Consider the following 21,223-nt stretch of genomic DNA (forward strand, 5'->3'; position numbering starts at 1 on the left):
GCTGTCCGCCGCCCTCTCCCCCATCGGAATCCTGCGTGCGCCAAGCCCTCCGCCTGCTCCCGCTGCCGCTGTGCATCGCCTGCGCTCTGGCGGCACACCATCCGGCCGCGATGGCCGACGATGACATCGAGCCGGACTGGAGCCTGTGCCCGATCGTGGAATCGGTGCCGGGGTTTGCCGATGCCCAGCCGCCCACGGGCACCCCTGCCGACCGCGCTTCCCAGCCCACCGACATCGCGGGTGACAACCTCGCCGGCGTCGACGGCGAGAACATCGAGTACTCCGGCAACGTGACCCTGCGCCGCGGCGACCAGTTCCTCGGCGCCGACAACATCGAATACAACAGTGATACGTCCACCTACGTCGCCACCGGCAGCGTCCGCTACCAGGACTCCGGCATGCGCCTGGTGGCCGAGCACCTGGAAGGCGACCAGGAAGCCGACACGCACCGGGTCGACAAGGTCAGCTACCAGCTGACCGAGCGCCGCGGCAACGGCGGCGCCGAGCGCATCGAGATGAAGGGTGCGCAGGGCGCGCTCTACGGCTCGACCTATTCCACATGCGCACGCGACGACCGCTGGTGGGAGCTGCGCGCCGAACGCATCGACATCGACAACGACAAGGGCGAGGGCATCGCCCGCGGCGCCACCCTGCGCGTGGGCAAGGTCCCGGTTCTGTACGTGCCGATCTTCGCCTTCCCCACCGACAACCGCCGACGCACGGGCCTGCTCTATCCGAGCATTTCCTATTCCAGCCGCAACGGTTTCGACTGGCGCCAGCCGATCTACATCAACCTGGCGCCGCACTACGACATGACGCTGGAACCGCGCCTGATGACCAAGCGCGGCTTGCTGCTGGGCACCGAGTTCCGCTACCGCACCAACGGCGGCGCCGGCGTCTTCGACATCGAGGTGCTGCCCTCCGACCGGCTCGCGCGCGATGGTCGCGCGGAAGAGCTGGCCGATGAGTCCATCCCCGCGGAGAACCGCCGCAAGGACGACCGCGGCATGTTCCGCTTCAACGGCCACCAGAACATCAATCGTCATTGGCAGGCGCGCACCAACCTGGCCTGGGCGAGCGACCCGCGCTACATCGAGGACTCGAGCAGCAATCTCAACGGCCGCACGAACTTCTCGATCAAGAGCGATATCGGCATCTATGGCCGCGCCCGCACATGGGACGCGGGGATCATGGCCGACTACTGGCAGCTGGGCGATTACACCCAGAGCGATGCCATCCTTCCCTATCACCGCCTGCCGCGAGCGTACGCGAACTGGGAAGACGATTTCGCGGGCCTGTTCGTGGCCGGCGCCTCGATCGACGTGACCCGCTTCGAGCACGCGGACAGCCGGGCAAAGCCCGGCGGCAGCCGCCTGGACCTCAGGCCCTGGGTGTCGATGCCGCTCGAGGGCGCGGCCTGGTTCATCACCCCGACCCTGGCCTGGCGCTACACCGGGTACGAGCTCGAGGACGCACTCGCCGCGAGGCTCACCCCGGGCGCCCCGGACACGTCGCCCTCGCGCAGCCTGCCAATCAGCACGGTGGATGCCGGCGTCTACTTCGACCGCACCACCCTGTTCCGCGGCGAGTCCCACCTGCAGACGCTCGAGCCACGGCTGTTCTACGTGAACACGCCCTACCGCGACCAGTCCGCGCTGCCGCTGTTCGACACCCAGGCGATGTCGTACAGCTGGGGCCAGCTGTTCCGCGACAACCGCTTCACCGGCGCCGACCGACAGGCCGATGCCAACCAGATCACGCTTGCGCTGACCACGCGCCTGGTCAATGCCGAGTCCGGCCGCGAGAAGCTGTCGGCGAGCATCGGCCAGATCCATTACTTCGAGGACTCCCGCGTCGGCCTCAGCCCCGGTTCCCCGGTGATCCCCGAAGGCAGGTCGGCATGGATCGCCGACGCCAGCTACGAGATCAACGACCGCTGGAGCATCGGCGGCACCTACCACTGGAACCCCGCCACCAGCCAGGAAGACCTGGCCAGCGTCCGCACCCGATACCTGATCGGCGACGATGGCGTGGTCAACCTGGCCTACCGCTACCGGCGCAACGCCAACAACCAGGAGGACCTGCTGGAGCAGGTCGACTTCTCCTTCCTGTACCCGCTCAGCCCGTCCTGGAGCCTGGTCGGGCGCTATTACTACTCGCTGCTGGACAACCAGCTCCTGGAAGGCATTGCCGGCATCCAGTGGGACAGCTGCTGCATGGCCGCGCGCCTGGTGGCACGCCGCTACGTGCGGAATTTCCAGGGCGACATGAACGACGCGATCCAGCTGGAGATCGAATTCAAGGGCCTGGGCTCGGCCGGCCCTGAAACGACCAGCCGCCTGCGCCGTGCTATTCTCGGCTACCACCGCGAGGACCTGTACCTGGTGCCTCCGCCTGACGTCCGCAACGACGATGGCGACGCGCCCTCGGCCGACGTTTCCCCATGAAGAAGCTCTTCCTTTCCTTCGCTTTCCTCGCCGCGCTCTCCGCGCCCGCCCTTGCCCAGGACGTGCAGCCCATCGATGGCATCGCCGCCGTGGTCGACGAGGACGTCATCCTGCAGAGCGAGCTCGAGCGCGCGGTGCAGAACATCAAGATGCAGTACGGCGGCCGCAGCGACCAGCTCCCGCCCGAAGCGATCCTGCGCCGGCAGGTGCTGGAACGCCTGATCCTGGTGCAGCTGCAGACCGCGCGCGCGCAGTCCACCGGCGTGCGCGTCGCGGATGAAGAGCTCGACGGCGCGGTGGCCGCGGTGGCCCAGCAGAACAACATGACCCCCGACCAGCTGCGCCAGCAGCTCGCGTCGGACGGCATCTCGTTGGGCGAGTTCCGCAGCTCGCTGCGCGACGAACTGGCCATCCAGCGCCTGCGCCAGCGCTTTGCGCAGAGCACGATCACGGTCAGCGACGCCGAAGTCGACGCCGCACTGGAAAGCCAGGCCGGCGGCACCCAGTATCGCCTCGCCAACATCCTCGTCGCCCTGCCCAACGGCGCCACGCCCGAGCAGATCGCGATGGCGCAGGAAAAGATCGACGGCATCAACGCCCTGCTCGAGCGCGGCGAGATGGACTTCGCGGCGGCGGCAGTGCGCTATTCCGACAGCCCCAACGCGCTGGAAGGCGGCGACCTCGGCTGGCGCAGCACCGACGAGATCCCGGCAGCGTTCACCGCGATCGTCGGCGGCCTCCAGCCGGGCCAGGTCTTCGGGCCGGCACGTGGTCCCAGCGGTTTCCAGCTGCTGCAGCTCGTGGATGTCCGTGACGCCGCCGGCGGCAGCGGGGAGACGGTCACCCAGTACCAGGCGCGCCATATCCTCGTGCGCGGCGACGACACGGCCGCCAAGGCCCGCATCGACAGCCTCCGCGCGCAGGTCGAAGGAGCGGACTTCGGCGCCGTGGCCCGCGAGGCCTCCGACGACAGCGCCACCAAGGCCGCCGGTGGCGACCTGGGCTGGTTCGTGCACGACGCCTTCGGACCGCAGTTCGGCGAGCAGGTCGCGGCGCTGCAGGAAGGCGAGGTATCGGCGCCGTTCCGCAGCCAGGCAGGCTGGCACATCCTCCAGCGGACCGGCACCCGCCAGGCCGACGTCAACGCCGAGAACCGCCGCAACCAGGCCCGCGAGACCATCGGCCAGCGCAAGCTCGAGGACGAGTGGAACCGCTTCCTGCGCGAGATGCGCGGCGAGGCCTATATCGATATCCGTCCTGCGTCCGGGGCCGTCGGCGACAGCTGACATGCAGCGTCCACGGCTCGCGCTGGTCCCGGGTGAACCGGCCGGCGTCGGGCCGGAGTTGTGCGTCCGCGCGCTGCAGCGCAGCTGGGACGCTGAACTCGAACTCTTTGCCGATGGTGCGGCGCTGCTGTTCGCAGCCGGACGCCTCGGGCTGCCGCTGCAGCGCACGGCCGCCGACCGCATGTCCACGCCAGGCGGCGAGTTCGTCCTGCACGAGCTGCCGGCCACAGTCGCCGTCTCCCCGGGTGAACCCGCCCCCGCCAACGCCGCGTCGACCGTGGGCGCGCTCCTGGCCGCGGCTGACGCCTGTCTCGCCGGCCGCTGCCACGGCATGGTCACAGGCCCCGTGCACAAGGCCGCGATCAACGAGGGCGGCATCGCCTATACCGGCACCACCGGCCTCCTCGCCGCGCACGCCGGCTGCGAGGTGGTGATGATGCTCGCCAACCCGGCCATGCGCATGGCGCTGGCCACGGTGCATATGCCGCTGCGCGACGTTCCGGACGCACTGACGCCCGGCCTGCTCGAGCGCACCCTGCGCATCCTGCACGCCGCCCTGCGCAGGGACTTCGGAATCGTCGATCCCGTAATCGCGGTGCTGGGCCTCAATCCCCATGCGGGCGAGGACGGCCACCTCGGCCGCGAGGAAATCGACACCGTCATCCCCGTACTCGAGCGGCTGCGTGGCGAAGGCCTGCGACTGGAAGGTCCGCTACCAGCGGACACCGCTTTCCTGCCGGCGAAGCTCACGCGCCATGACGCGATCCTGGCGATGTACCACGACCAGGGCCTGCCGGTCCTCAAGCACGCCGGCTTCGAACAAGCGGTCAACATCAGCCTTGGCCTGCCGTATCCGCGGGTCGCGGTCGACCATGGCACCGCGTTCGACCTGGCCGGCAGCGGGCGCGCCGACCCATCGAGCCTCTTCGCCGCCATCGACACCTGCACCCGCCTTGCCGCGGCACGTGTGGCCGGGAACACTGCACCATGAACCAGCATGACGGCCACGACGGCCGCTTCCGCGAGCCCGCCAAGAAGTCGCTCGGCCAGCACTTCCTGCACGAGCGCGGCGTGGTCGACCGCATCATCTTGGCGCTCGACCCGCGTCCCGGCGACCGCGTCGTCGAGATCGGGCCCGGCCAGGGCGCGATGACCTTCCCCCTGCTCAAGCGCCATGGCGCCCTGACCGCGATCGAGTTCGACCGCGACCTGCTGGCCCCGCTGACGGTGCGCGCCCGCGAGCACGGCGAGCTCGAGCTCATCCACGCCAACGTGCTTGATGTCGACTTCACCGCGCTCGCCGCCGGCACGCCGGTGCGGCTGGTCGGCAACCTGCCCTACAACCTGTCGTCGCCGATCCTGTTCCACGCACTGGACCACGCCGCGGCCGTCCGCGACATGCACTTCATGCTGCAGAAGGAAGTGGTCGACCGCATGGCGGCCGGCCCCGGCAGCAAGGTCTACGGACGCCTCAGCGTGATGCTCCAGGCCTGGTGCCGCGTCACCGCGCTGTTCACCGTGGGCCCGGGCGCATTCAGGCCGCCACCCAGGGTCGATTCCGCCGTGGTGCGCCTGGTGCCGCGCGATCCGGCGGAGATCGGCATCGACGATCCGGCGCGCTTCGCGGCCATCGTGCGCGCCGCCTTCGGGCAGCGCCGCAAGACGCTGCGCAACGCGCTGCAGACGCTGTGCAGCGCAGACGAGATCAGCGCCGCGGGCATCGACCCGTCACAGCGTGCGGAGCAGTTGGAGGTCGTGGATTTCATCCGCCTGGCGAACGCGGTGCCTGCGCCGTAGCCCCGGTTTTCACGCCGAACGCTTACACTCACCGCATGGACGAAGCACCCGACTACACCCTGGAGATCCAGATCGCGACGCGCTTCCTGCCCGAGGAATCCGCGCCCGAAGACGACCGCTACGTCTTCGCCTACACCATCCGGATCCGCAACCTCGGCCGGCGCGCCGCGCAGCTGCTCGACCGCCACTGGCTGATCACCGACGGCAACGGCCGCGTCGAGGAAGTGCGTGGCGAAGGCGTGGTCGGCGAGCAGCCGCTCATCGAACCCGGCGACCAGTTCACCTACACCTCCGGCGCCGTGCTCGAGACCGCGGTCGGCACGATGGAAGGCAGCTACGGCATGGTCGGTGACGACGGCACGCATTTCGACGCGCCGATCCCGCCGTTCACCCTCGCCGTCCCGCGTACGCTGCACTGATATGGCGGTCTGGGCGATCGGCGACCTCCAGGGCTGCCTGGGGCCTACCGAGCGGCTGCTCGAGCGCATCGGTTTCGACCCCGCGCGCGACCGCCTGTGGTTCTGCGGCGACCTGGTCAACCGCGGCGGCGAATCCCTGGAGACGCTGCGCCTGGTCCACTCCCTGCGCGGGAGTGCGGTCAGCGTGCTCGGCAACCATGACCTGTCGCTGCTGGCCATCGCCGAACGCCGCGAAGCCGATCAGCGCAAGGTCAATCCCGACCTGCAGCGCGTCCTCTTCGCGCCCGATCGTGACGAACTGCTGGACTGGCTGCGCACGCAGCCGCTGGTGCACGCCGACCGCAACCTGGGCTGGATGATGGTGCACGCCGGCCTGGCGCCGAAGTGGACCGCCGACGACGCCCTGGCCATGGCCGGCGAAGTGGAGCGCGTGCTGCAGGGAAGCAACCGCCAGGGGCTGCTGCGCAACATGTACGGAGATCGCCCGGCCTGGTCCAGCGGCCTGCGCGGCACCGACCGCCAGCGCGCGATCATCAACATCTTCACCCGCATGCGCTACTGCAGCCCGCGCGGGCGCATCGCGTTCGAGGAAAAAGGCGCGCCCGGCACGCAGCAGCCGGGGCTTTATCCCTGGTATGCGGTTCCCGGACGGGTCGAGCGCGGCCTGAAACTGGTGTGCGGGCACTGGTCGTCGCTGGGGCTGTTCATCGGCCACGGCGTGCATGCCATCGACACCGGCGCGGTCTGGGGCGGCAAGCTCACCGCGCTGCGCCTGGACTCCGAGGAGCTGCAGGTGGTGCAGGTTCCGGGTCGCCCGCAGCCGGACCAGGGTCCAGCCTGAAGCGACAGCGACCCGGTGATCGCTTCGACGCAGGCAACAAGGTCGAACCCCGGACATCAGGCGCGCCCGTCAGAGCCTGCGGTACTCCACGAACTCGAAGGCAAAGGCGTGCCGCTCGTCGGCCGGGTGGTGCTCGCTGGAAACCCGGCGCCAGCCATCCCGCGGGACGCCAGGGAAGAACGCGTCGGCGCCGTCTACGGTGGTGTCGACGTGCGTCAGCTGCAGCACCGAGGCTCGCGGCAGCGCCAGCGCATAGACCTCGGCACCACCGATCACGCACAGCTCGCCGGCAGCCGCCGCCAGCGCACAGGCCTGGTCCAGCGATGACACCGCCTCCATTCCGGGAAACGGCACCCGGCCGCTGCGCGTGAGCACCAGGTTGCGCCGCTTCGGCAGCGCCCGGCCCAGCGACTCGGCCGTCCTGCGTCCCATCAGCACAGGCTTGCCCAGGGTCAGCGCCTTGAACCGCGCGAGATCGTCGGGCAAGCGCCAGGGCAGGTCGTTGTCACGCCCGATGGCCAGCCTGCGGTCGACCGCCGCCACCATCGTGACCAGCGGCGCGCTGTCATGGCCGGCCATGCGGCTCAGACCGCGACCGGCGCCTTGATCGCCGGCAGCGGGTCGTAGCCTTCGATGGCGATGTCGTCGTAGGTGAAATCGAAGACATCGTCGATGGCCGGGTTCAGCGCCAGCGTCGGCAGCGGCCGCGGCTCGCGCGCGAGCTGTTCGCGCGCCTGCGCGTAGTGGTTCGAGTACAGGTGGGCATCGCCCAGCGTGTGCACGAAGTCGCCCACGCCCAGTCCGCAGGCCTGCGCCACCATGTGCGTGAGCAGGGCGTAGCTTGCGATGTTGAAGGGCACGCCAAGGAAGATGTCACCGCTGCGCTGGTAGAGCTGGCAGCTCAGCCGGCCCTCGACCACGTAGAACTGGAACAGCGCATGGCAGGGCTGCAGTGCCATGGCCGGCAGGTCGGCGACGTTCCAGGCGCTCACCACCAGGCGGCGCGAGTCCGGATTGCGGCGGATCTCGTCGATCACCCAGCGGATCTGGTCGATCTCGCCGCCGCGGCCGTCGGCCCAGCGCCGCCACTGCTTGCCGTAGACCGGTCCAAGCTCACCGTCGGCGTCGGCCCATTCGTCCCAGATCGTGACCTTGTTGTCGCGCAGGTACGCGGTGCTGGTTTCACCCCTCAGGAACCACAGCAGCTCGTGGACGATCGAGCGCAGGTGCAGCTTCTTGGTGGTGACCAGCGGGAAGCCGTCGTTGAGGTCGAAGCGCATCTGCCAGCCGAAAACGCTGCGCGTGCCGGTGCCGGTGCGGTCGGCCTTTTCGGTGCCGTGCTCGAGCACGTGGCCAAGGAGATCGAGGTACTGCCGCATGCATCAGGCTCCGTCGGGATGGCAGGTCGTTGCCGGTCGCGGCTGCGGCCGTGGCTACGGCTTGTCGGCGGCGGCCGGCGGCGCGGGCTGCAGGGTCGGCGACCGCCGCGCCAGCCACAGCCAGTACAGGCCAATCAGCAGCAGCGGCGTGCTCAGCACCTGCCCCATCGTCAGCCAGCCGAACGCAAGATAGCCGATGTGGGCGTCGGGCTCCCGCACGAACTCGACCAGGAAGCGGAACGCGCCGTACAGCAGCGCGAACACGCCGGCGACGGCATAGCGCGGCCGCGGCCTGCGCGAGAACCACCACAGCACGGTGAACATCGCCACGCCCTCCAGGAACGCCTGGTAGAGCTGCGAAGGATGGCGCGCATAGGGCTCCAATTGCCCCGCCTGGTGCAGCACGCGCAGCGCGGCGTCATCCAGGTACGCCAGGTCCGAGGGCAGCGCGCTGCGGAACACCGTGGCCCAAGGCAGGTCGGTGGGCTTGCCCCAGAGCTCGCCGCCGATCCAGTTGCCGATGCGGCCGAAGCCCAGGCCGAGCGGCACCAGCGGCGCCACGAAATCCATCGTGTCGAAGAAGTGCAGCCGGCGCGCACGCGACCAAAGCCAGCTCGCCAGCAGCACGCCAAGCAGGCCGCCATGGAAGCTCATCCCGCCTTCCCAGACCCGCACCAGCATCAGCGGGTTGGCCAGGAAATCGCCGAAGGAATAGAACAGCACGTAGCCGATGCGACCGCCCAGCACGACGCCGAGCATGCCGTAGAACATCAGGTCGCCGAAGCCGGCGTCGTCGACGCCAGGCAGCCGGCCGGCACGGATCCGCGACCGCCCCAGCAGCCAGGCGCTGACGAAGGCCAGCGCATACATGAGCCCATACCAGTGCACTCCCGGCGCGAAGGTCCGTCCGAACAGCTCAAACGCCGGGGCCTGGACCGCGACCGGGTCGACCAGGTGCAGCAGGCTCATGCCGCGGTCACTCGCGGGCCACGCCGGCCAGCGCGCGGCGCTTGGCCCAGAGGTTCAGGCCCTCGACGAAGGCCGAGAAGGCCATCGAACCGTAGATGTAGCCGCGCGGGATGTGCAGGTCGAAGCCCTCGGTGAGGAGGTAGGCGCCGATCAGCACGATGAAGGCCAGGGCCAGCATCTTCACCGTCGGGTTGTTGTCGATGAACTTGCCCAGCGGCTGCGCCGCCAGCAGCATCACGCCGACCGCGATCAGGATCGCCGCGACCATCACCGGGACGTAGTCGCCGGCCATGCCGACGGCCGCGATCACGGAGTCGAGCGAGAACACGATGTCGATCACCGCGATCTGCGCGATCACCATGCCGAATGACGCAGCCGCCTTGCCGGTGCCGTCCATGTCCTCGTGTTCGCCGGTCACCAGCGAGCGGATTTCCATCGCGCCCTTCACGATCAGGAACAGGCCGCCGAGGACCAGCACCAGGTCACGGACCGAGATCCCCTGCCCGAAGAGCACGAACAGGTCGGCGGTCAACCCGGCCAGCCAGGCCAGCGTGAGCAGCAGGCCCAGGCGCGTGATGCAAGCCACGGCGATGCCGAACTTGCGCGCGAACTCGCGGCGCTCGGCGGGGAGCCGGCTGACCGCGATCGAAATGAACACCAGGTTGTCGATGCCGAGCACGATTTCGATCGTGGCCAGCGTGACCAGCAGGATCCATACCTGCGGGTCGGTTATGAGTTCGATCATTGCTTGCTTGTCCTTCGGGAATCGATTGCCGTGCAGCGCACGGAGTTCATGGCAGTCGTGGCAGCAGCAGCGCGCCCCACACCAGCAATACGTTGAGCATCAGCACGAAGACCGCTGCAGAGCCCATGTCCTTGGCGCGGCCGGCGAGCTCGTGGTGTTCGTCGCCATAGCGGGCGATGACCGCTTCGACCGCTGAATTCAGGAGTTCCACGGCCAGCACCAGCAGCAGGCACCCTACGAGCAGCGCGCGCTCGACGCCGTCCTGGCCCAGCCACAGGCCCAGCGGCGCCAGCAATGCGAACAGATAGACCTCGAGCCGGAACGACGACTCGTGGAGCCAGGCCGCGCGCAGGCCCTGGAGCGACCAGAGGGTCGCCTTCAGCATGCGTGCCGGGCTGCGGGGCAGGTGTCCGGTCTCGTCGGCCATAAGCGCGCAATTTTGCCACAAGGCGGCGCGCGCGACCGGGTCTTCCCCGGATTGCGTCCGTGGCCGGGCGCTGCTCCACTGGTCCCAGGCCGTTTCCGGTGCAGGCATGCCCACCACCATCACTCTCGCCCCCTTATCGAACCGCCTCCGCGCCGCAGCCCGCGCGGCGGCTGGCCTTGCGGCCGCGGCCGTGCTGCTGGCGGCCTGCGCCACCGCGCCCTCGTCCCCACCCTGGCAGCCGCCGCCGGGCCTGGATCCGGTTTCCACGCCCGACTGGGAGGCCGACATGGCGCGGTTCGCGGCGGAGGACGTGCTGCATCCGCCGCCACGGCGCCCGGTGGTATTCGCCGGTAGTTCATCGTTCAGGATGTGGCCGTCGCTGTCGCGGGATTTCCCCGGCATCCCGGTGCGCAACCGGGGCTTTGGCGGCGCCCAGGTCCGCGACCTCGCCTGGCATGCGGACGCCGTCGCCATCCAGTACCAGCCGCGCGTGGTGCTGCTGTACGCCGGCGACAACGACATCGACGCCGGCCGCAGCCCCAGGCAGGTGCTGGCCGACACGCAGGTCTTAGTCACGCGCCTGCGCGCGGCCCTGCCGCGGGCCACCCTCGCCTGGGTCTCGATCAAGCCCAGCCCCGCGCGCATCGATCAGCTGCCGGCACAGCGCGAGGCCAACGCGCTGGTCGAAACCTGGCTGCGCCAGCAGCCCGGCACGGCCTACATCGATGTCACCACGCCCATGCTCGATGACGCGGGCCGCCCACGCGAGGCGCTTTTCATCGCCGACCGCCTGCACATGAATGCCGCGGGTTATGCCGTCTGGCGCGAAGCCATCGTGCCGTGGCTACGCTGACCAGCGTTCACCCGACGCGCAGGCCCAGGCTGCCACGATGCAGGCGTCACGCAACCGCACCAGGAATCCGCGCATGCGCAGACCCGCTGCTATCCTCGGATCGATCGCCGTACTCGCCTCCGGAGTCGCAATGAATCCTTCGTTCGCACAGGCCACGCCGCAATCCATGCGGCCGGGTGATGCCGGCTACGACGCCATGCTCGAAGCCGCCACCGGACCGCTGCGTGCCGCCCTCGACGGAAAGGTTGAGCTCGACGTCGAACGCATGGATCGCCTCGGCAGCTGGGCCTTCGTGCTCGGCACCATGCGCGCACCCGGGGGCGGCCGGCCGGATCTTTCCGGCACGCGGTTCGCCGAAGCTTCGGCGCAGGGCGCGATGTCCGACGTGTACGTGGTCCTGCTCCGGCACGAACAGGACGCCAGCCCTGTCGACGACGGCGAGGCCGTCGATGCCACGGGCGATGGCGATGCGGCTGCCGATGCCGATGCCGACGCTGCCGCCTCTGCCGCCCCTGCAGCAGCAGCGGCGCGCGACCAGAGGGGCGACTCGACGGGTGCCGATGGCGTCCCCTTCGGCGGCACCTGGCGCGTGCTCGACCACGCCATCGGGCCGGGCGACGTGGCCTGGCTCGACTGGCCGCAGGCGCATGCCGCACCGAGGGCGCTGTTCGGCTTCTGATGCTTTTGGGTGGTGGCGGGGCTGAGGACGCATGGGGTACTCCGCCGGCTGAGCACGTGGTGCTCTTTATGCGGGCTGCGTACCCCATGCGCCCTCAGTCCGACCGCTGCGGCGAGCTTGCGCGGCGCTGCGCGCCGCGGTGGCCGCCGGAGCACGCGCTCGGCTCTTGCCATCCCGCCAGCGCGCGTCGGCGCCTGGATGGCGGGGTGGTTGGGTACGCAGCGCGCATAAAGAGCAGCGCAACTGCTCAGCGCGCGGAGTACCCAATCACTCCGCCACGCAGGCGGCGAGCGCCCCCTCAGCCCGGCGGGGTGATGATTTCGTAGTTCCCCGACGCACCGCCCCAGCTGACGCGCTGCGAACCGTCGGCGTTGACGTTGTTGGAACCGATGAACTTCGGCTGCCCGCCCTCGAAGCCCGCGAACAGCACCACGTGCGACTGCCCGTCGCGCTGCATCAGCACCACGTCGCCGGGCCGGGCGTCGGCCAGCGAGACCGTCTTCCACCCGTCGCCCTTCAGGTTGCTCGCCAGGTTGTCTACCGAGGCACTCGCCTGGCTGCCATCGATCAGCCCCGCCTTCTGCAGGCAGGCTGAAACGAAGTTCGCGCAGTTGACGTTGTTCGGCACCCAGCTCTGCATCGGCAGCTCGTCGCTGTGCTTGAGCTCGCCGGCGTTGCGGCCGATGAACTGCTCGGCGATCGCGGCAGCGCTGTTGCCGCTGACGCCGGTGCCAGACGTGACACCCCCGCTGGCCGAGACGCCGCTGGCGCCGCCGCCACCCGCACCGCCCGACGTCCCGCTGATGTTCAGCGTGTCGCCGGCGTAGATCAGGTCTGCGTCCTTGATCTGCGAGTTGGCGTCCATCAGCGCGTTGACGGTGGTCCCGTAGCGCTGCGCGATCTGCGAAAGCGTGTCGCCCGAGGCGATGTTGTGGATGGCGGTCATGTCGCGTCTCCGGTCCGCTGCGCGGCGCGTTGCAATGGAGACAGTCTCCGCGCGCCCCCGGTGGCCGCCAACCCCGGGCCGGTCCCTATGGGGGCGACCCGAGGTCGGGTTACTGCCGCAGCGCTTCGATCGGATCCAGCATCGACGCCTTGCGCGCCGGGTAGTAGCCGAAGAACAGGCCCGTCGCCACCGAGAAGCCGGCCGCGAGCGCCACGATCTGGCCGTTGAGCACCACCGGCAGGTTGCCGAAACGGCCGACCAGCAGCGCCCCGGCGATGCCGATCACGATGCCCAGCGCACCGCCGACCAGCGACAGCAGCATGGCCTCGGCGAGGAACTGGCGACGCACGTCCGACGGCCCGGCGCCCACCGCCATGCGCAGGCCGATCTCGCGGATGCGCTCGGTCACCGACACCAGCATGATGTTCATGATGCCGATGCCGCCGACGATCAGCGAGATCGTCGCCACCGCGCCGAGCAGCAGCGACATCAACCGCGTGGTCGCGGTGCGCGTGGCCACGATCTCGGAGATGTTGCGCACGGTGAAGTCGTCGTCGTCGCCGGGGCCGATGCGGTGACGCTGGCGCAGCAGCGATTCCACCTCGCCCTGCACGTAGCCGAGATCGTCCGCGTTCGAGACGGTCAACGCGACCTGCATGACTGCCCCCGGCGGCAATCCGATCGAGCCCAGCAGCCGGCGGCGGGCCGTCTGCAGCGGCACCATCATCACGTCGTCCTGGTCCTGGCCCCAACCGCCCTGCCCCTTCGGCGCAAGCGTGCCGACGACCACGAAGGGCACGCGGCCCAGGCGCACCGTCTGCCCGATCGCCGGTTCGTCGCCGAACAGTTCGCGGCGCACGGTCTCGCCGAGGATCACTTCCTTGGCCGCACCGCCGTAGTCCTGCGCGTCGAAGGCCTCGCCCTCGACGATGGTCCAGCCGTTGATGTCGAAGTAGTCCGGCTGCACGCCCTGCCAGCGACTCGACCAGTTGTTCTCGGCATAGACCACCTGGCTGCTGCCGTTCAAGGAGCCGGACACGAACTGCACTTCCGGGATGTCGCTGCGGATCGCTTCGACGTCGCCTTCGGTCAGGGTGTAGAAGCTCGACGCGCTCATGCGCACGCCACCCGGACCGCGGCGCGAGCCGGGCGAAATGTCCAGGCGCTGCGAACCCAGGCCCGAGACCATCTTGTCGATCTCCGACTGCGTGCCCTGGCCCACGGAGACCATCACGATCACCGCGGCGATGCCGATGATCACGCCGAGCGAGGTGAGCACGCTGCGCATCCAGTTGCCACGCAGGGCATGGATCGCGGTGCGGATGACGTCGCTGAATTTCATCGCGCCGCCTCCGCGTGCTCGGGATGCAGTTCGCCGTCGCGGATCACGTAGGTGCGGTCGGCGTGCGCCGCGACCTCGGCGTCATGCGTGATCAGGACCACGGTGTGGCCTTCGTCGCGCAGGCGCTTGAACAGTGCCAGGATTTCCTCGCCGGTCTTCGAGTCAAGCGCGCCGGTGGGTTCGTCGGCCAGCAGCAGCGGCGGCCGGTTGACCAGCGCGCGCGCGATCGCCACGCGCTGCTGCTGTCCGCCGGACAGTTCATTGGGCCGGTGCCCCGTGCGCCCGCCCAGCCCGACGGCTTCAAGCACTTCGGTGGCCATGCGCGCGCGCTCCTCCGGGGGCACGCGGGCGTAGCTCAGCGGCATCGCAACGTTCTCCAGCGCGCTCATCCGCGGCAGCAGGTGGAAGCCTTGGAACACGAAGCCGATCTTCTCGCGGCGCAGCGCCGCAAGCTCTTCGGCATCGAGGGTCGACACATCCACGCCGTCGCAGTGATAGCTGCCCGAGCTCGGTGTATCCAGGCAGCCGACCAGGTTCATCAGCGTCGACTTGCCCGAACCCGAGGGCCCCATGATCGCGACAAAGGAGCCGTGCTCGATGCGCAGGTCCACATCCTTCAGCGCCACCACCTCGGCCTCTGAGCCGGCCGAGTAGACCTTGCCCAGGGCGCGCGTCTCGATGATCGGGACGGCGGTGCTCATCGCGCGGCGCGCTCGCCCGTGACCAGCACATCGCCGGCCTGGAGCCCGCCCGAGACTTCGGTGGCGGTGCCGTCGGTCGCTCCGACGCGGACCATCACCGGCTCCGGCTTGCCACCCGACAGCCTGTACACGGTCGCGCGGGTCGCACCGACCAGGCTCGCCACCGCGGCGTCCCAGCGCTGCGCCTGGCCGTCGTCGAGGCTGGCACGGAAGGCCGCGAAATCGTCCCGGTAGCGCTGCAGCATGCGCTGGCGGATCTGCGATGCCATCGCGCCCGAGGGCGCACCGCCACCGCGCGACCCGCCGAACATCGGGCCACCCGCGGGCCCGCCGCCGGCAGGCGCCGCTGCTTCGCGGGCCTGCTGGCGGGCCTGGATCGCGGCGATGGCCTCGTCGAATGCGGCCTGCTGCTGTGCCGCGAGGCCGAGCGCGCCTGCCTCGCGGCGAAGGTCGTCGGTGACGCCGTTTCGCGCGCCCCCACGCGCCGCGGCCGGGACCGCGCCCCCGGCGCTGGTGGGCTTGTAGCGCAGCGCGGCGTTGGACACCTTGTGCACGTCGTCGCGGCGGCTGACCTCGATCTCCGCGTTCACCGTCAGGCCGGGCAGTAGCGTGCCGTCGCCGTTGTCCACGGTCACGACCACGGGGTAGGTCACCACGTTGCTGGTATTGGTGGCGCTCAGCCGCACCTGGTCGACCACGCCGCGGAACTGGCGGTCGGCAAAGGCATCGGCGGTGAAGCTCACGGCCTGCCCCGCCTGGACCTGGCCGATATCGGCCTCGTCCACGGCGAGCTCGATCTTCATCTTCGACAGGTCCTCGGCGATGGTGAACAGCTCCGGCGCCTGCAGGCTCGCGGCCACCGTCTGCCCGGGCTCGATGGTGCGGGTGAGCACCACGCCGTCCACGGGCGAGCGGATCACGGTGCGCTCGAGGTTGATGCGCGTGGTCTGCGTGGACGCGGTCTGCTGGTTGATCTGCGCCTGCGCGGACGCCACCTGCGCGCGCGCCTGGTCGAGCGCCGCGCGCGCCAGATCGACGTCGCTGCGCGCGACCAGCTGGCGCTCGCCCAGCTCGGTCTTGCGCCTGTGGTCGAGTTCGGCGTTGCGAAGCGCCGCCTGCGCCTGTGCAAGGCTCGCGCGGGCGCTCGCGATCTGCGCCGAGCCCTGCTCGATCTGCGCCTGGTAGCTGCTCGGGTCGATGCGGGCGAGCACCTGGCCCTGCTCGACCTTGTCGTTGAAGTCGACCAGCACGTCGGTCACCTGGCCCGAGATCTGGCTGCCCACGACCACGGTCGAGATCGCGCTCAGGGTGCCGGTGGCGGAGATCGCGACGCGGATGTCGCCCTGCTCGACCTCGACGGTGCGCCAGGTCCCGGCATCGGCGGATGCGTTGCGCTGGCTGAAATACCAGGCGCCCGCGCCGATGGCGAAGACGGTGATGACGGCGATGGCGAGGATCTTGCGGGGGCGCTGGGCGCGCTTGGGTCGGTGGCTCATTCGCTGCGGGATCCGGCTGGGGTCGTGAAGGCTAACGCACCAGCATGGCAGGCGTTGACCGGCTCAGGTCTCCCGACTCGGCTGGAAGCGGAGGATGACGTCGGTACCCTTCCCGGGCGTGCTGTCGATATCCACCGACCAGCCGAAGCGACCGGCCAGCCGCCGCACGACGGCCAGCCCCAATCCGCGCCCGCCGATGTACTGGTCGGCGCGGTAGAACGGCTCGAACGCGCGCTCGAGCACATCGCGCTCCATGCCCACGCCGGTATCGCGCACTTCGATGCGATCCGGTTCCACGACCACTTCGATGGTGCCTTCCGAGGTGAACGTGCAGGCGTTGCGCACCAGCTGCTCCACGATGACCGCCAACGCCCGCCGCGAGCCGCGCAGACGCGGAGCGCCATGCTCCAGCAGCGTCAGGCGCACGGCCGGAGGACCGGCTTGTTCGCGGAGCAGCGTCTCGCCGACCGCGACCGCCTCGATCACCACGTCCAGCGCGTCGAACTCCTCGATGCTGCCCGGTTCGTCCTCCCGCGCCAGGATCAGCAGCGCGTCGACCACCGCCTCCATGTCGCGCGCGGCCACCTGCACGCGGTCCAGCGAACGCTGCATGCGCGGCGGCAATTCGGGATCCCGACGCAACATATCGGCGGCCACGCTGACTACGGTCAATGGCGTCCGCAGCTCGTGGCTGGCCTCGCGGGTGAAATCGCGTTCGCGCTGGATGAAGGCCTGTGTCCTCTCCGCCAGGCCCTTGAGCGCGCCGCCCAGCAGGCGCACCTCGCTGCCCACGTCGCCCGGCAATCGCCCCGGATCGATGGCGTCGAGATCGGGACGCCGCGGATCCCAGCGTGACACCTCGCCCGCCATCGTGGTCACGGGCAACACCATGCTGCGCGCGATGCGATAGCTCAGCCAGCTGACCGTCGCGATTGCGAGCACGGCCAGCACGGACGCGATGAGTACCGACCAGCGTCCCACGTTGTCCATCAGCCGGAACGCGATCTGGAGGTAGAGGCGCCCGCCCGGCCCATCCTCGACGAGCAGCCGCTGGGACGCCCCCGTCGGGTTCAGCCGGTACACGCCGGGCCCCATCGCCACGTACTCCGCCGGGACCCCCACGGCCGTGGGGTCGCTTCCCGTCGGCACGAAATAGCCGTGCACCGACGACGTCCACGGCGGCGGATAGGCAGGATCCTTCGCCTTCTCATCCCAGAACCGGGCCGCCTCCGCGCGCACCCATTGCGTGGACAGCACGCCGCGCGCGAACACCGTGGATACGTACAGGCAGGCGACCACCGCCAGGATCGCCAGCATTGCCTGCAGCAGGAATACCCTGCGCAGCTTGTGCGGCAGGCCATCTGGCATTGCGATGTCCCCGCCTCCGCGTCAGGCCGGCGGCTGTTCGATGTCCGCGATGCGGTAGCCCGCACTCTGCACGGTGTGCAGCAGGGGCTTGTCGAACGGCTTGTCGATGGTCTTGCGCAGGTTATAGAGGTGGCTGCGCAGCGTGTCGGAGTCGGGAAGGCTGTTGCCCCAGATCTCGCGCTCGATCTCCTGGCGGTTCACCACGCGTGGCGACTCGCGCATGAGGATGGTGAGCAGCTTCAGGCCGATCGGCGAGAGCTGCAGCTCGGTACCCGAGCGCGTGGCGCGCAGGCTGGCCGGGTCGAGCACCAGGTCGGCGACCTTCAACACCTCCGAGCCCACCTGCCTGCGTTCGCGCCGGATCAGCGCGCGCAGGCGTGCCTCGAGTTCCTGCACCGCGAAGGGTTTGACGAGGTAGTCGTCGGCGCCGGCGCCGAGGCCGGTGAGCTTTTCGTCCAGGGTGTCGCGCGCAGTGAGCATGAGCACGGGGGTCGACTTGCGTGCTTCCTCGCGCAGGCGCTTGCAGACCTCGATGCCGTCCAGGCGCGGGAGCATCAGGTCGAGCACGACCACGTCATAGTTGTTTTCGCTGGCGAGGCGATAGCCGTCCAGGCCATCGGCGGCATAGTCGACCTCGAAGCCACGGCCCTCGAGGTACTCCCCCACCATCTCCGAAATATTGCGGTTGTCCTCGACGATCAGGACAAGGCCACCGGGTTCCTGCGATCCACGCATACAGTTCTCTCCACGGACGTCTTCAGCTTTGTGAAATGTGCCGTGGAACGAGTCTAGGCCACGTGAAGGCTCAGAACGGGATCCGGCCGGTGAGGATGTCCTTGAACATCACCCAGTCCCCCACGAATGAGTAGAGTGGATGGCGAAACGTGGCCGGCCGGTTCTTCTCGAAGAAAAAGTGGCCGACCCAGGCGAAGGCATAGCCACACACCACCGCCGCGAGCAGCCACCACGCGTTGGCGCGGGCAACGGCCGTGGCAGCGAAGGCCAGCGCGCCGCAGCTGCCTACGAAGTGCAGGCGCCGCGACATGCGATCGCTGTGCTCGCCAAGGTAGAACGGATAGAACTCGCGGAAGCTTGCGAAGCGGGCCATGGGACGGCTCCTGGTGCGGCCTGTGCCGGCATCATGCCTCAGTCGCTGGCATCACGCCCTGTGTCGGACGCGGCCAGCCGTTCGGCGTCCTTCGCACGCGTCCAGTACGCGTCCTGCGCCCGGAGCGGCTGCCCGGCAAGCTGCCTGCCTTCGGACGCGGCCAGCGCTTCCATGGTGCGGAAGCGGCGCTCGAACTTGTGGTTGGCGCGGCGCAGCGCGGCACCGACATCGACCTTCGCGTGGCGCGCGAGATTGGCCGCCACGAAGAGCAGGTCCCCGAGCTCTGTCTCCAGTCGGTCACGGGCAGCCGCATCATCCGGCGCGGTGGCGACCGCATCGAACTCCACGCGGACCTCTTCCAGCTCTTCCTCGAGCTTGGCCATCACCGGCGCGGGCCCGGGCCAGTCGAACCCCACGCGCGCGGCACGGTCCTGCAGCTTCACCGCCCGCTGCCACTCCGGCAGCCCGCGGGCGATGCCGGCCAGCGCGGAATCGTCGCCATCTCCTGCCGCCGCGCGCTCGGCACGCTTGATCTGCTCCCAACTCGTGTGCACCGCTTCAGCATCCTCGCGGTCTTCATCGCCGAATACGTGCGGATGCCGTCGCTCCATCTTGTCCGAGATCGCACGGGCCACGTCCCCAAACGCGAACTCGCCGGCCTCGCTGGCCATCTGCGCGTGGAACACCACCTGCAGCAGCAGATCGCCCAACTCTTCGCGCAGCCCATCCATGTCGCCGCGGTCGATCGCATCGGCCACCTCGTAGGCCTCCTCGATCGTGTACGGCGCAATCGTCGAGAAGTCCTGCGCCAGATCCCACGGGCATCCGCGCTCCGGGTCGCGAAGCCGCGCCATGATCGCCAACAACCGCTGCATTTCATGGACTTGTTCGGACACTTCGGGACTCCAGGGAAAGCTCTTTTTTGCCACGGATTGACGCGGATCACGCGGATCTGGCCGAGGCGAGTTTGTGGGGAAAATCCCTGTTTGAGGGAAATGCGGGAGCAGCGCGTGGTGATCGAACTGGACTCGGCCAATCCGCGTGATCCGCGTCAATCCGTGGCAAAGCGCTCTTAGACCCAATCCCGCCACGGCAGCGCCGGATCGCCCAGCGCAACGAAGTCGCCATTGAGGATCGTGTCGCGCTGGTTGTAGCGGAAGGGACGGCCGCGCAGGTCCAGCACGCAGCCGCCGGCGGCTTCAAGGATGGCCTGGCCGGCAGCGGTGTCCCATTCGCTGGTGGGGCCCAGGCGCGGGTAGGCGTCCATGCCGCCTTCGGCGAGCAGGCAGAACTTGAGCGAGGAGCCCAGGCCGATCGATTCGTGTTCGCCGATACGCTGCAGCATCGCCGCGGTGCGGGCGTCGAGGTGGGAGCGGCTTGCGGCCACGCGCAGCGGCGCGGTGGCCGGGCGACGGGTGGCGATGGCGCGCTCGACGCCGCCGTCGCGGCGGAAGGCGCCCTGCCCCGGCACGCCGTGCCAGACGGCACCACCCACGGGCACCTGGATCACGCCGAACACCGGCACGCCATCGTCCACCAGCGCGATGTTGACGGTGAATTCGCCGTTGCCCTTCAGGAACTCGCGGGTGCCATCAAGCGGATCGACCAGCCAGAAGCGCGACCAGCCACGGCGCTGCTGCAGCGGCACCATGTGCGCGGACTCTTCGGACAGCACGGGGATGTCAGGCGTCAGCAGCGCCAGGCCGTCCACGATGCAGCGGTGCGCGGCCATGTCGGCAGCGGTGACCGGACTGGCGTCGGCCTTGGCGCGCACTGCGATGTCGTCACCGTGCACGGCCAGGATCGCGGCGCCGGCCTCGCGGGCGATCGCGATCACGCCTTCGCGCACGACCTCAACCAGTGACATGGTGCTGCAGCCAGTCGCGAGCGATGAAGAGCGCCGCGATCGAACGGCCCTCGGAGAAGTCCTCGCGCAGGATCAGCTCGTGCAGGCGATCAAGCCGCCACGGCACCACTTCCAGCTCCTCCGGCTCGTCGCCCGGCAGACGCTCGGGATACAGGTCGCGGGCGATCACGAGGTGGGTGGAATGGCTCATGTAGGTCGGCGCCAGCGTCAGGCTGCGCAGCACGTCGATCCGGCGCGCGCCGTAGCCGGCCTCCTCCTTGAGTTCGCGGTCGGCCGCCTCGGCCGGGGTCTCACCGGCGTCGATACGGCCTTTCACCAAGCCAAGCTCATAGCGATGCACGCCGGCGGCGTACTCGCGCACCAGCAGCACCGTCTCGTCGTCGATCAGGGGCACCACCACCACCGCGCCGTGGCCGCGGCCGTGCAGGCGCTCGTAGCGCCGGCGCTCGCCGTTGGAGAACTCCAGGTCCATGCGTTCGAGCCGGTAGGGGCCGGCGTCGGACTCGGTGATGCCGTGGATGATCGGCAGGCGGCGGCTCATGCGCGCGCCCTC

Annotated in this window: 22 protein-coding genes and 1 pseudogene; 8 read left to right on the forward strand and 15 right to left on the reverse strand. The window is 69.4% G+C overall.

Going from position 1 to position 21,223, the window contains the following annotated elements:
• Nucleotides 1-35 precede the first annotated feature (35 nt).
• The 6 genes and pseudogenes from lptD to ACW5F0_RS13830 all read left to right on the forward strand — a co-directional run.
• Nucleotides 36-2,447 carry an LPS assembly protein LptD gene (gene lptD, locus ACW5F0_RS13805; protein ID WP_456965148.1) on the forward strand — a complete coding sequence of 804 codons (2,412 nt, stop codon included), beginning with the start codon at nucleotides 36-38 and terminating at the stop codon, nucleotides 2,445-2,447.
• A complete protein-coding gene (locus ACW5F0_RS13810; RefSeq protein WP_456965147.1) occupies nucleotides 2,444-3,733 on the forward strand; it encodes a peptidylprolyl isomerase in 1,290 nt (429 codons plus the stop codon). The genes lptD and ACW5F0_RS13810 overlap by 4 nt, the downstream gene beginning before the upstream one ends.
• Before the next feature lies 1 nt (nucleotide 3,734).
• Complete coding sequence (pdxA, locus tag ACW5F0_RS13815; RefSeq protein WP_456999950.1) at nucleotides 3,735-4,724, forward strand: 4-hydroxythreonine-4-phosphate dehydrogenase PdxA; 990 nt, start codon at nucleotides 3,735-3,737, stop codon at nucleotides 4,722-4,724.
• On the forward strand, nucleotides 4,721-5,530 hold the full coding sequence (gene rsmA, locus ACW5F0_RS13820) for a 16S rRNA (adenine(1518)-N(6)/adenine(1519)-N(6))-dimethyltransferase RsmA (RefSeq protein WP_456965145.1): 810 nt from the start codon (nucleotides 4,721-4,723) through the stop codon (nucleotides 5,528-5,530). The genes pdxA and rsmA overlap by 4 nt, the downstream gene beginning before the upstream one ends.
• A gap of 35 nt (nucleotides 5,531-5,565) precedes the next feature.
• Entirely contained in the window at nucleotides 5,566-5,949 is a 384-nt protein-coding gene (gene apaG, locus ACW5F0_RS13825; RefSeq protein ID WP_456965144.1) for a Co2+/Mg2+ efflux protein ApaG, read from the forward strand.
• A gap of 1 nt (nucleotide 5,950) precedes the next feature.
• A pseudogene (locus ACW5F0_RS13830) lies at nucleotides 5,951-6,787 on the forward strand (symmetrical bis(5'-nucleosyl)-tetraphosphatase); the annotation flags it as partial.
• 72 nt (nucleotides 6,788-6,859) lie between these two features.
• Here ACW5F0_RS13830 and ACW5F0_RS13835 read toward each other — a convergent pair.
• Genes ACW5F0_RS13835 through ACW5F0_RS13855 form a run of 5 tightly spaced genes read right to left on the reverse strand, consistent with a single transcriptional unit; the run spans nucleotide 6,860 to nucleotide 10,310 of the window.
• The gene (locus ACW5F0_RS13835) at nucleotides 6,860-7,336 is read right to left on the reverse strand and encodes a dihydrofolate reductase (protein ID WP_456965284.1); all 477 of its coding nucleotides are present in this window, start codon (nucleotides 7,334-7,336) and stop codon (nucleotides 6,860-6,862) included.
• 38 nt (nucleotides 7,337-7,374) lie between these two features.
• Nucleotides 7,375-8,169 carry a thymidylate synthase gene (locus ACW5F0_RS13840; protein WP_456965143.1) on the reverse strand — a complete coding sequence of 265 codons (795 nt, stop codon included), beginning with the start codon at nucleotides 8,167-8,169 and terminating at the stop codon, nucleotides 7,375-7,377.
• 54 nt (nucleotides 8,170-8,223) lie between these two features.
• A complete protein-coding gene (gene lgt, locus ACW5F0_RS13845) occupies nucleotides 8,224-9,138 on the reverse strand; it encodes a prolipoprotein diacylglyceryl transferase (RefSeq protein ID WP_456965142.1) in 915 nt (304 codons plus the stop codon).
• A 7-nt stretch (nucleotides 9,139-9,145) separates the two neighbouring features.
• Entirely contained in the window at nucleotides 9,146-9,883 is a 738-nt protein-coding gene (locus ACW5F0_RS13850; RefSeq protein ID WP_456965141.1) for a TerC family protein, read from the reverse strand.
• 46 nt (nucleotides 9,884-9,929) lie between these two features.
• The gene (locus ACW5F0_RS13855; protein WP_456965140.1) at nucleotides 9,930-10,310 is read right to left on the reverse strand and encodes a diacylglycerol kinase; all 381 of its coding nucleotides are present in this window, start codon (nucleotides 10,308-10,310) and stop codon (nucleotides 9,930-9,932) included.
• Between the two features lie 106 nt (nucleotides 10,311-10,416).
• On the opposite strand from ACW5F0_RS13855, the gene ACW5F0_RS13860 reads away from it, so the two are divergent.
• Nucleotides 10,417-11,163 (forward strand): SGNH/GDSL hydrolase family protein, encoded by a 747-nt coding sequence (locus tag ACW5F0_RS13860; protein WP_456999951.1) that lies wholly within the window; start codon nucleotides 10,417-10,419, stop codon nucleotides 11,161-11,163.
• 130 nt (nucleotides 11,164-11,293) lie between these two features.
• Nucleotides 11,294-11,842 (forward strand): hypothetical protein, encoded by a 549-nt coding sequence (locus ACW5F0_RS13865; protein WP_456999952.1) that lies wholly within the window; start codon nucleotides 11,294-11,296, stop codon nucleotides 11,840-11,842.
• A gap of 298 nt (nucleotides 11,843-12,140) precedes the next feature.
• On the opposite strand, the gene ACW5F0_RS13870 is transcribed toward ACW5F0_RS13865, so the two are convergent.
• The 10 genes from ACW5F0_RS13870 to nudE form a co-directional block, all read right to left on the reverse strand.
• Nucleotides 12,141-12,788 carry a C40 family peptidase gene (locus tag ACW5F0_RS13870; RefSeq protein ID WP_456999953.1) on the reverse strand — a complete coding sequence of 216 codons (648 nt, stop codon included), beginning with the start codon at nucleotides 12,786-12,788 and terminating at the stop codon, nucleotides 12,141-12,143.
• A 109-nt stretch (nucleotides 12,789-12,897) separates the two neighbouring features.
• The gene (locus ACW5F0_RS13875) at nucleotides 12,898-14,130 is read right to left on the reverse strand and encodes an ABC transporter permease (protein WP_456999954.1); all 1,233 of its coding nucleotides are present in this window, start codon (nucleotides 14,128-14,130) and stop codon (nucleotides 12,898-12,900) included.
• The gene (locus ACW5F0_RS13880) at nucleotides 14,127-14,831 is read right to left on the reverse strand and encodes an ABC transporter ATP-binding protein (RefSeq protein ID WP_456965135.1); all 705 of its coding nucleotides are present in this window, start codon (nucleotides 14,829-14,831) and stop codon (nucleotides 14,127-14,129) included. The genes ACW5F0_RS13875 and ACW5F0_RS13880 overlap by 4 nt, the downstream gene beginning before the upstream one ends.
• The gene (locus ACW5F0_RS13885) at nucleotides 14,828-16,327 is read right to left on the reverse strand and encodes an efflux RND transporter periplasmic adaptor subunit (RefSeq protein WP_456999955.1); all 1,500 of its coding nucleotides are present in this window, start codon (nucleotides 16,325-16,327) and stop codon (nucleotides 14,828-14,830) included. Before ACW5F0_RS13885 ends, ACW5F0_RS13880 begins: the two co-directional genes overlap by 4 nt.
• Nucleotides 16,328-16,390: 63 nt before the next feature.
• Nucleotides 16,391-17,695, reverse strand: a complete 1,305-nt coding sequence (locus ACW5F0_RS13890; protein ID WP_456999956.1) for a sensor histidine kinase — start codon at nucleotides 17,693-17,695, stop codon at nucleotides 16,391-16,393.
• Between the two features lie 21 nt (nucleotides 17,696-17,716).
• The gene (locus ACW5F0_RS13895) at nucleotides 17,717-18,430 is read right to left on the reverse strand and encodes a response regulator transcription factor (RefSeq protein WP_132985343.1); all 714 of its coding nucleotides are present in this window, start codon (nucleotides 18,428-18,430) and stop codon (nucleotides 17,717-17,719) included.
• Between the two features lie 70 nt (nucleotides 18,431-18,500).
• Nucleotides 18,501-18,803, reverse strand: coding sequence for an Mpo1-like protein (locus ACW5F0_RS13900; RefSeq protein ID WP_456965132.1), 303 nt, complete (start codon nucleotides 18,801-18,803; stop codon nucleotides 18,501-18,503).
• 38 nt (nucleotides 18,804-18,841) lie between these two features.
• Nucleotides 18,842-19,678 (reverse strand): nucleoside triphosphate pyrophosphohydrolase, encoded by an 837-nt coding sequence (mazG, locus tag ACW5F0_RS13905; RefSeq protein WP_456999970.1) that lies wholly within the window; start codon nucleotides 19,676-19,678, stop codon nucleotides 18,842-18,844.
• Between the two features lie 197 nt (nucleotides 19,679-19,875).
• Nucleotides 19,876-20,670 (reverse strand): 3'(2'),5'-bisphosphate nucleotidase CysQ, encoded by a 795-nt coding sequence (cysQ, locus tag ACW5F0_RS13910; RefSeq protein ID WP_456999957.1) that lies wholly within the window; start codon nucleotides 20,668-20,670, stop codon nucleotides 19,876-19,878.
• Nucleotides 20,657-21,211: an ADP compounds hydrolase NudE gene (nudE, locus tag ACW5F0_RS13915; protein WP_456999958.1), complete on the reverse strand. Its 555-nt coding sequence runs from the start codon at nucleotides 21,209-21,211 to the stop codon at nucleotides 20,657-20,659. The genes cysQ and nudE overlap by 14 nt, the downstream gene beginning before the upstream one ends.
• Nucleotides 21,212-21,223: the final 12 nt, after the last annotated feature.

Source organism: Luteimonas sp. A534 (assembly GCF_054072805.1).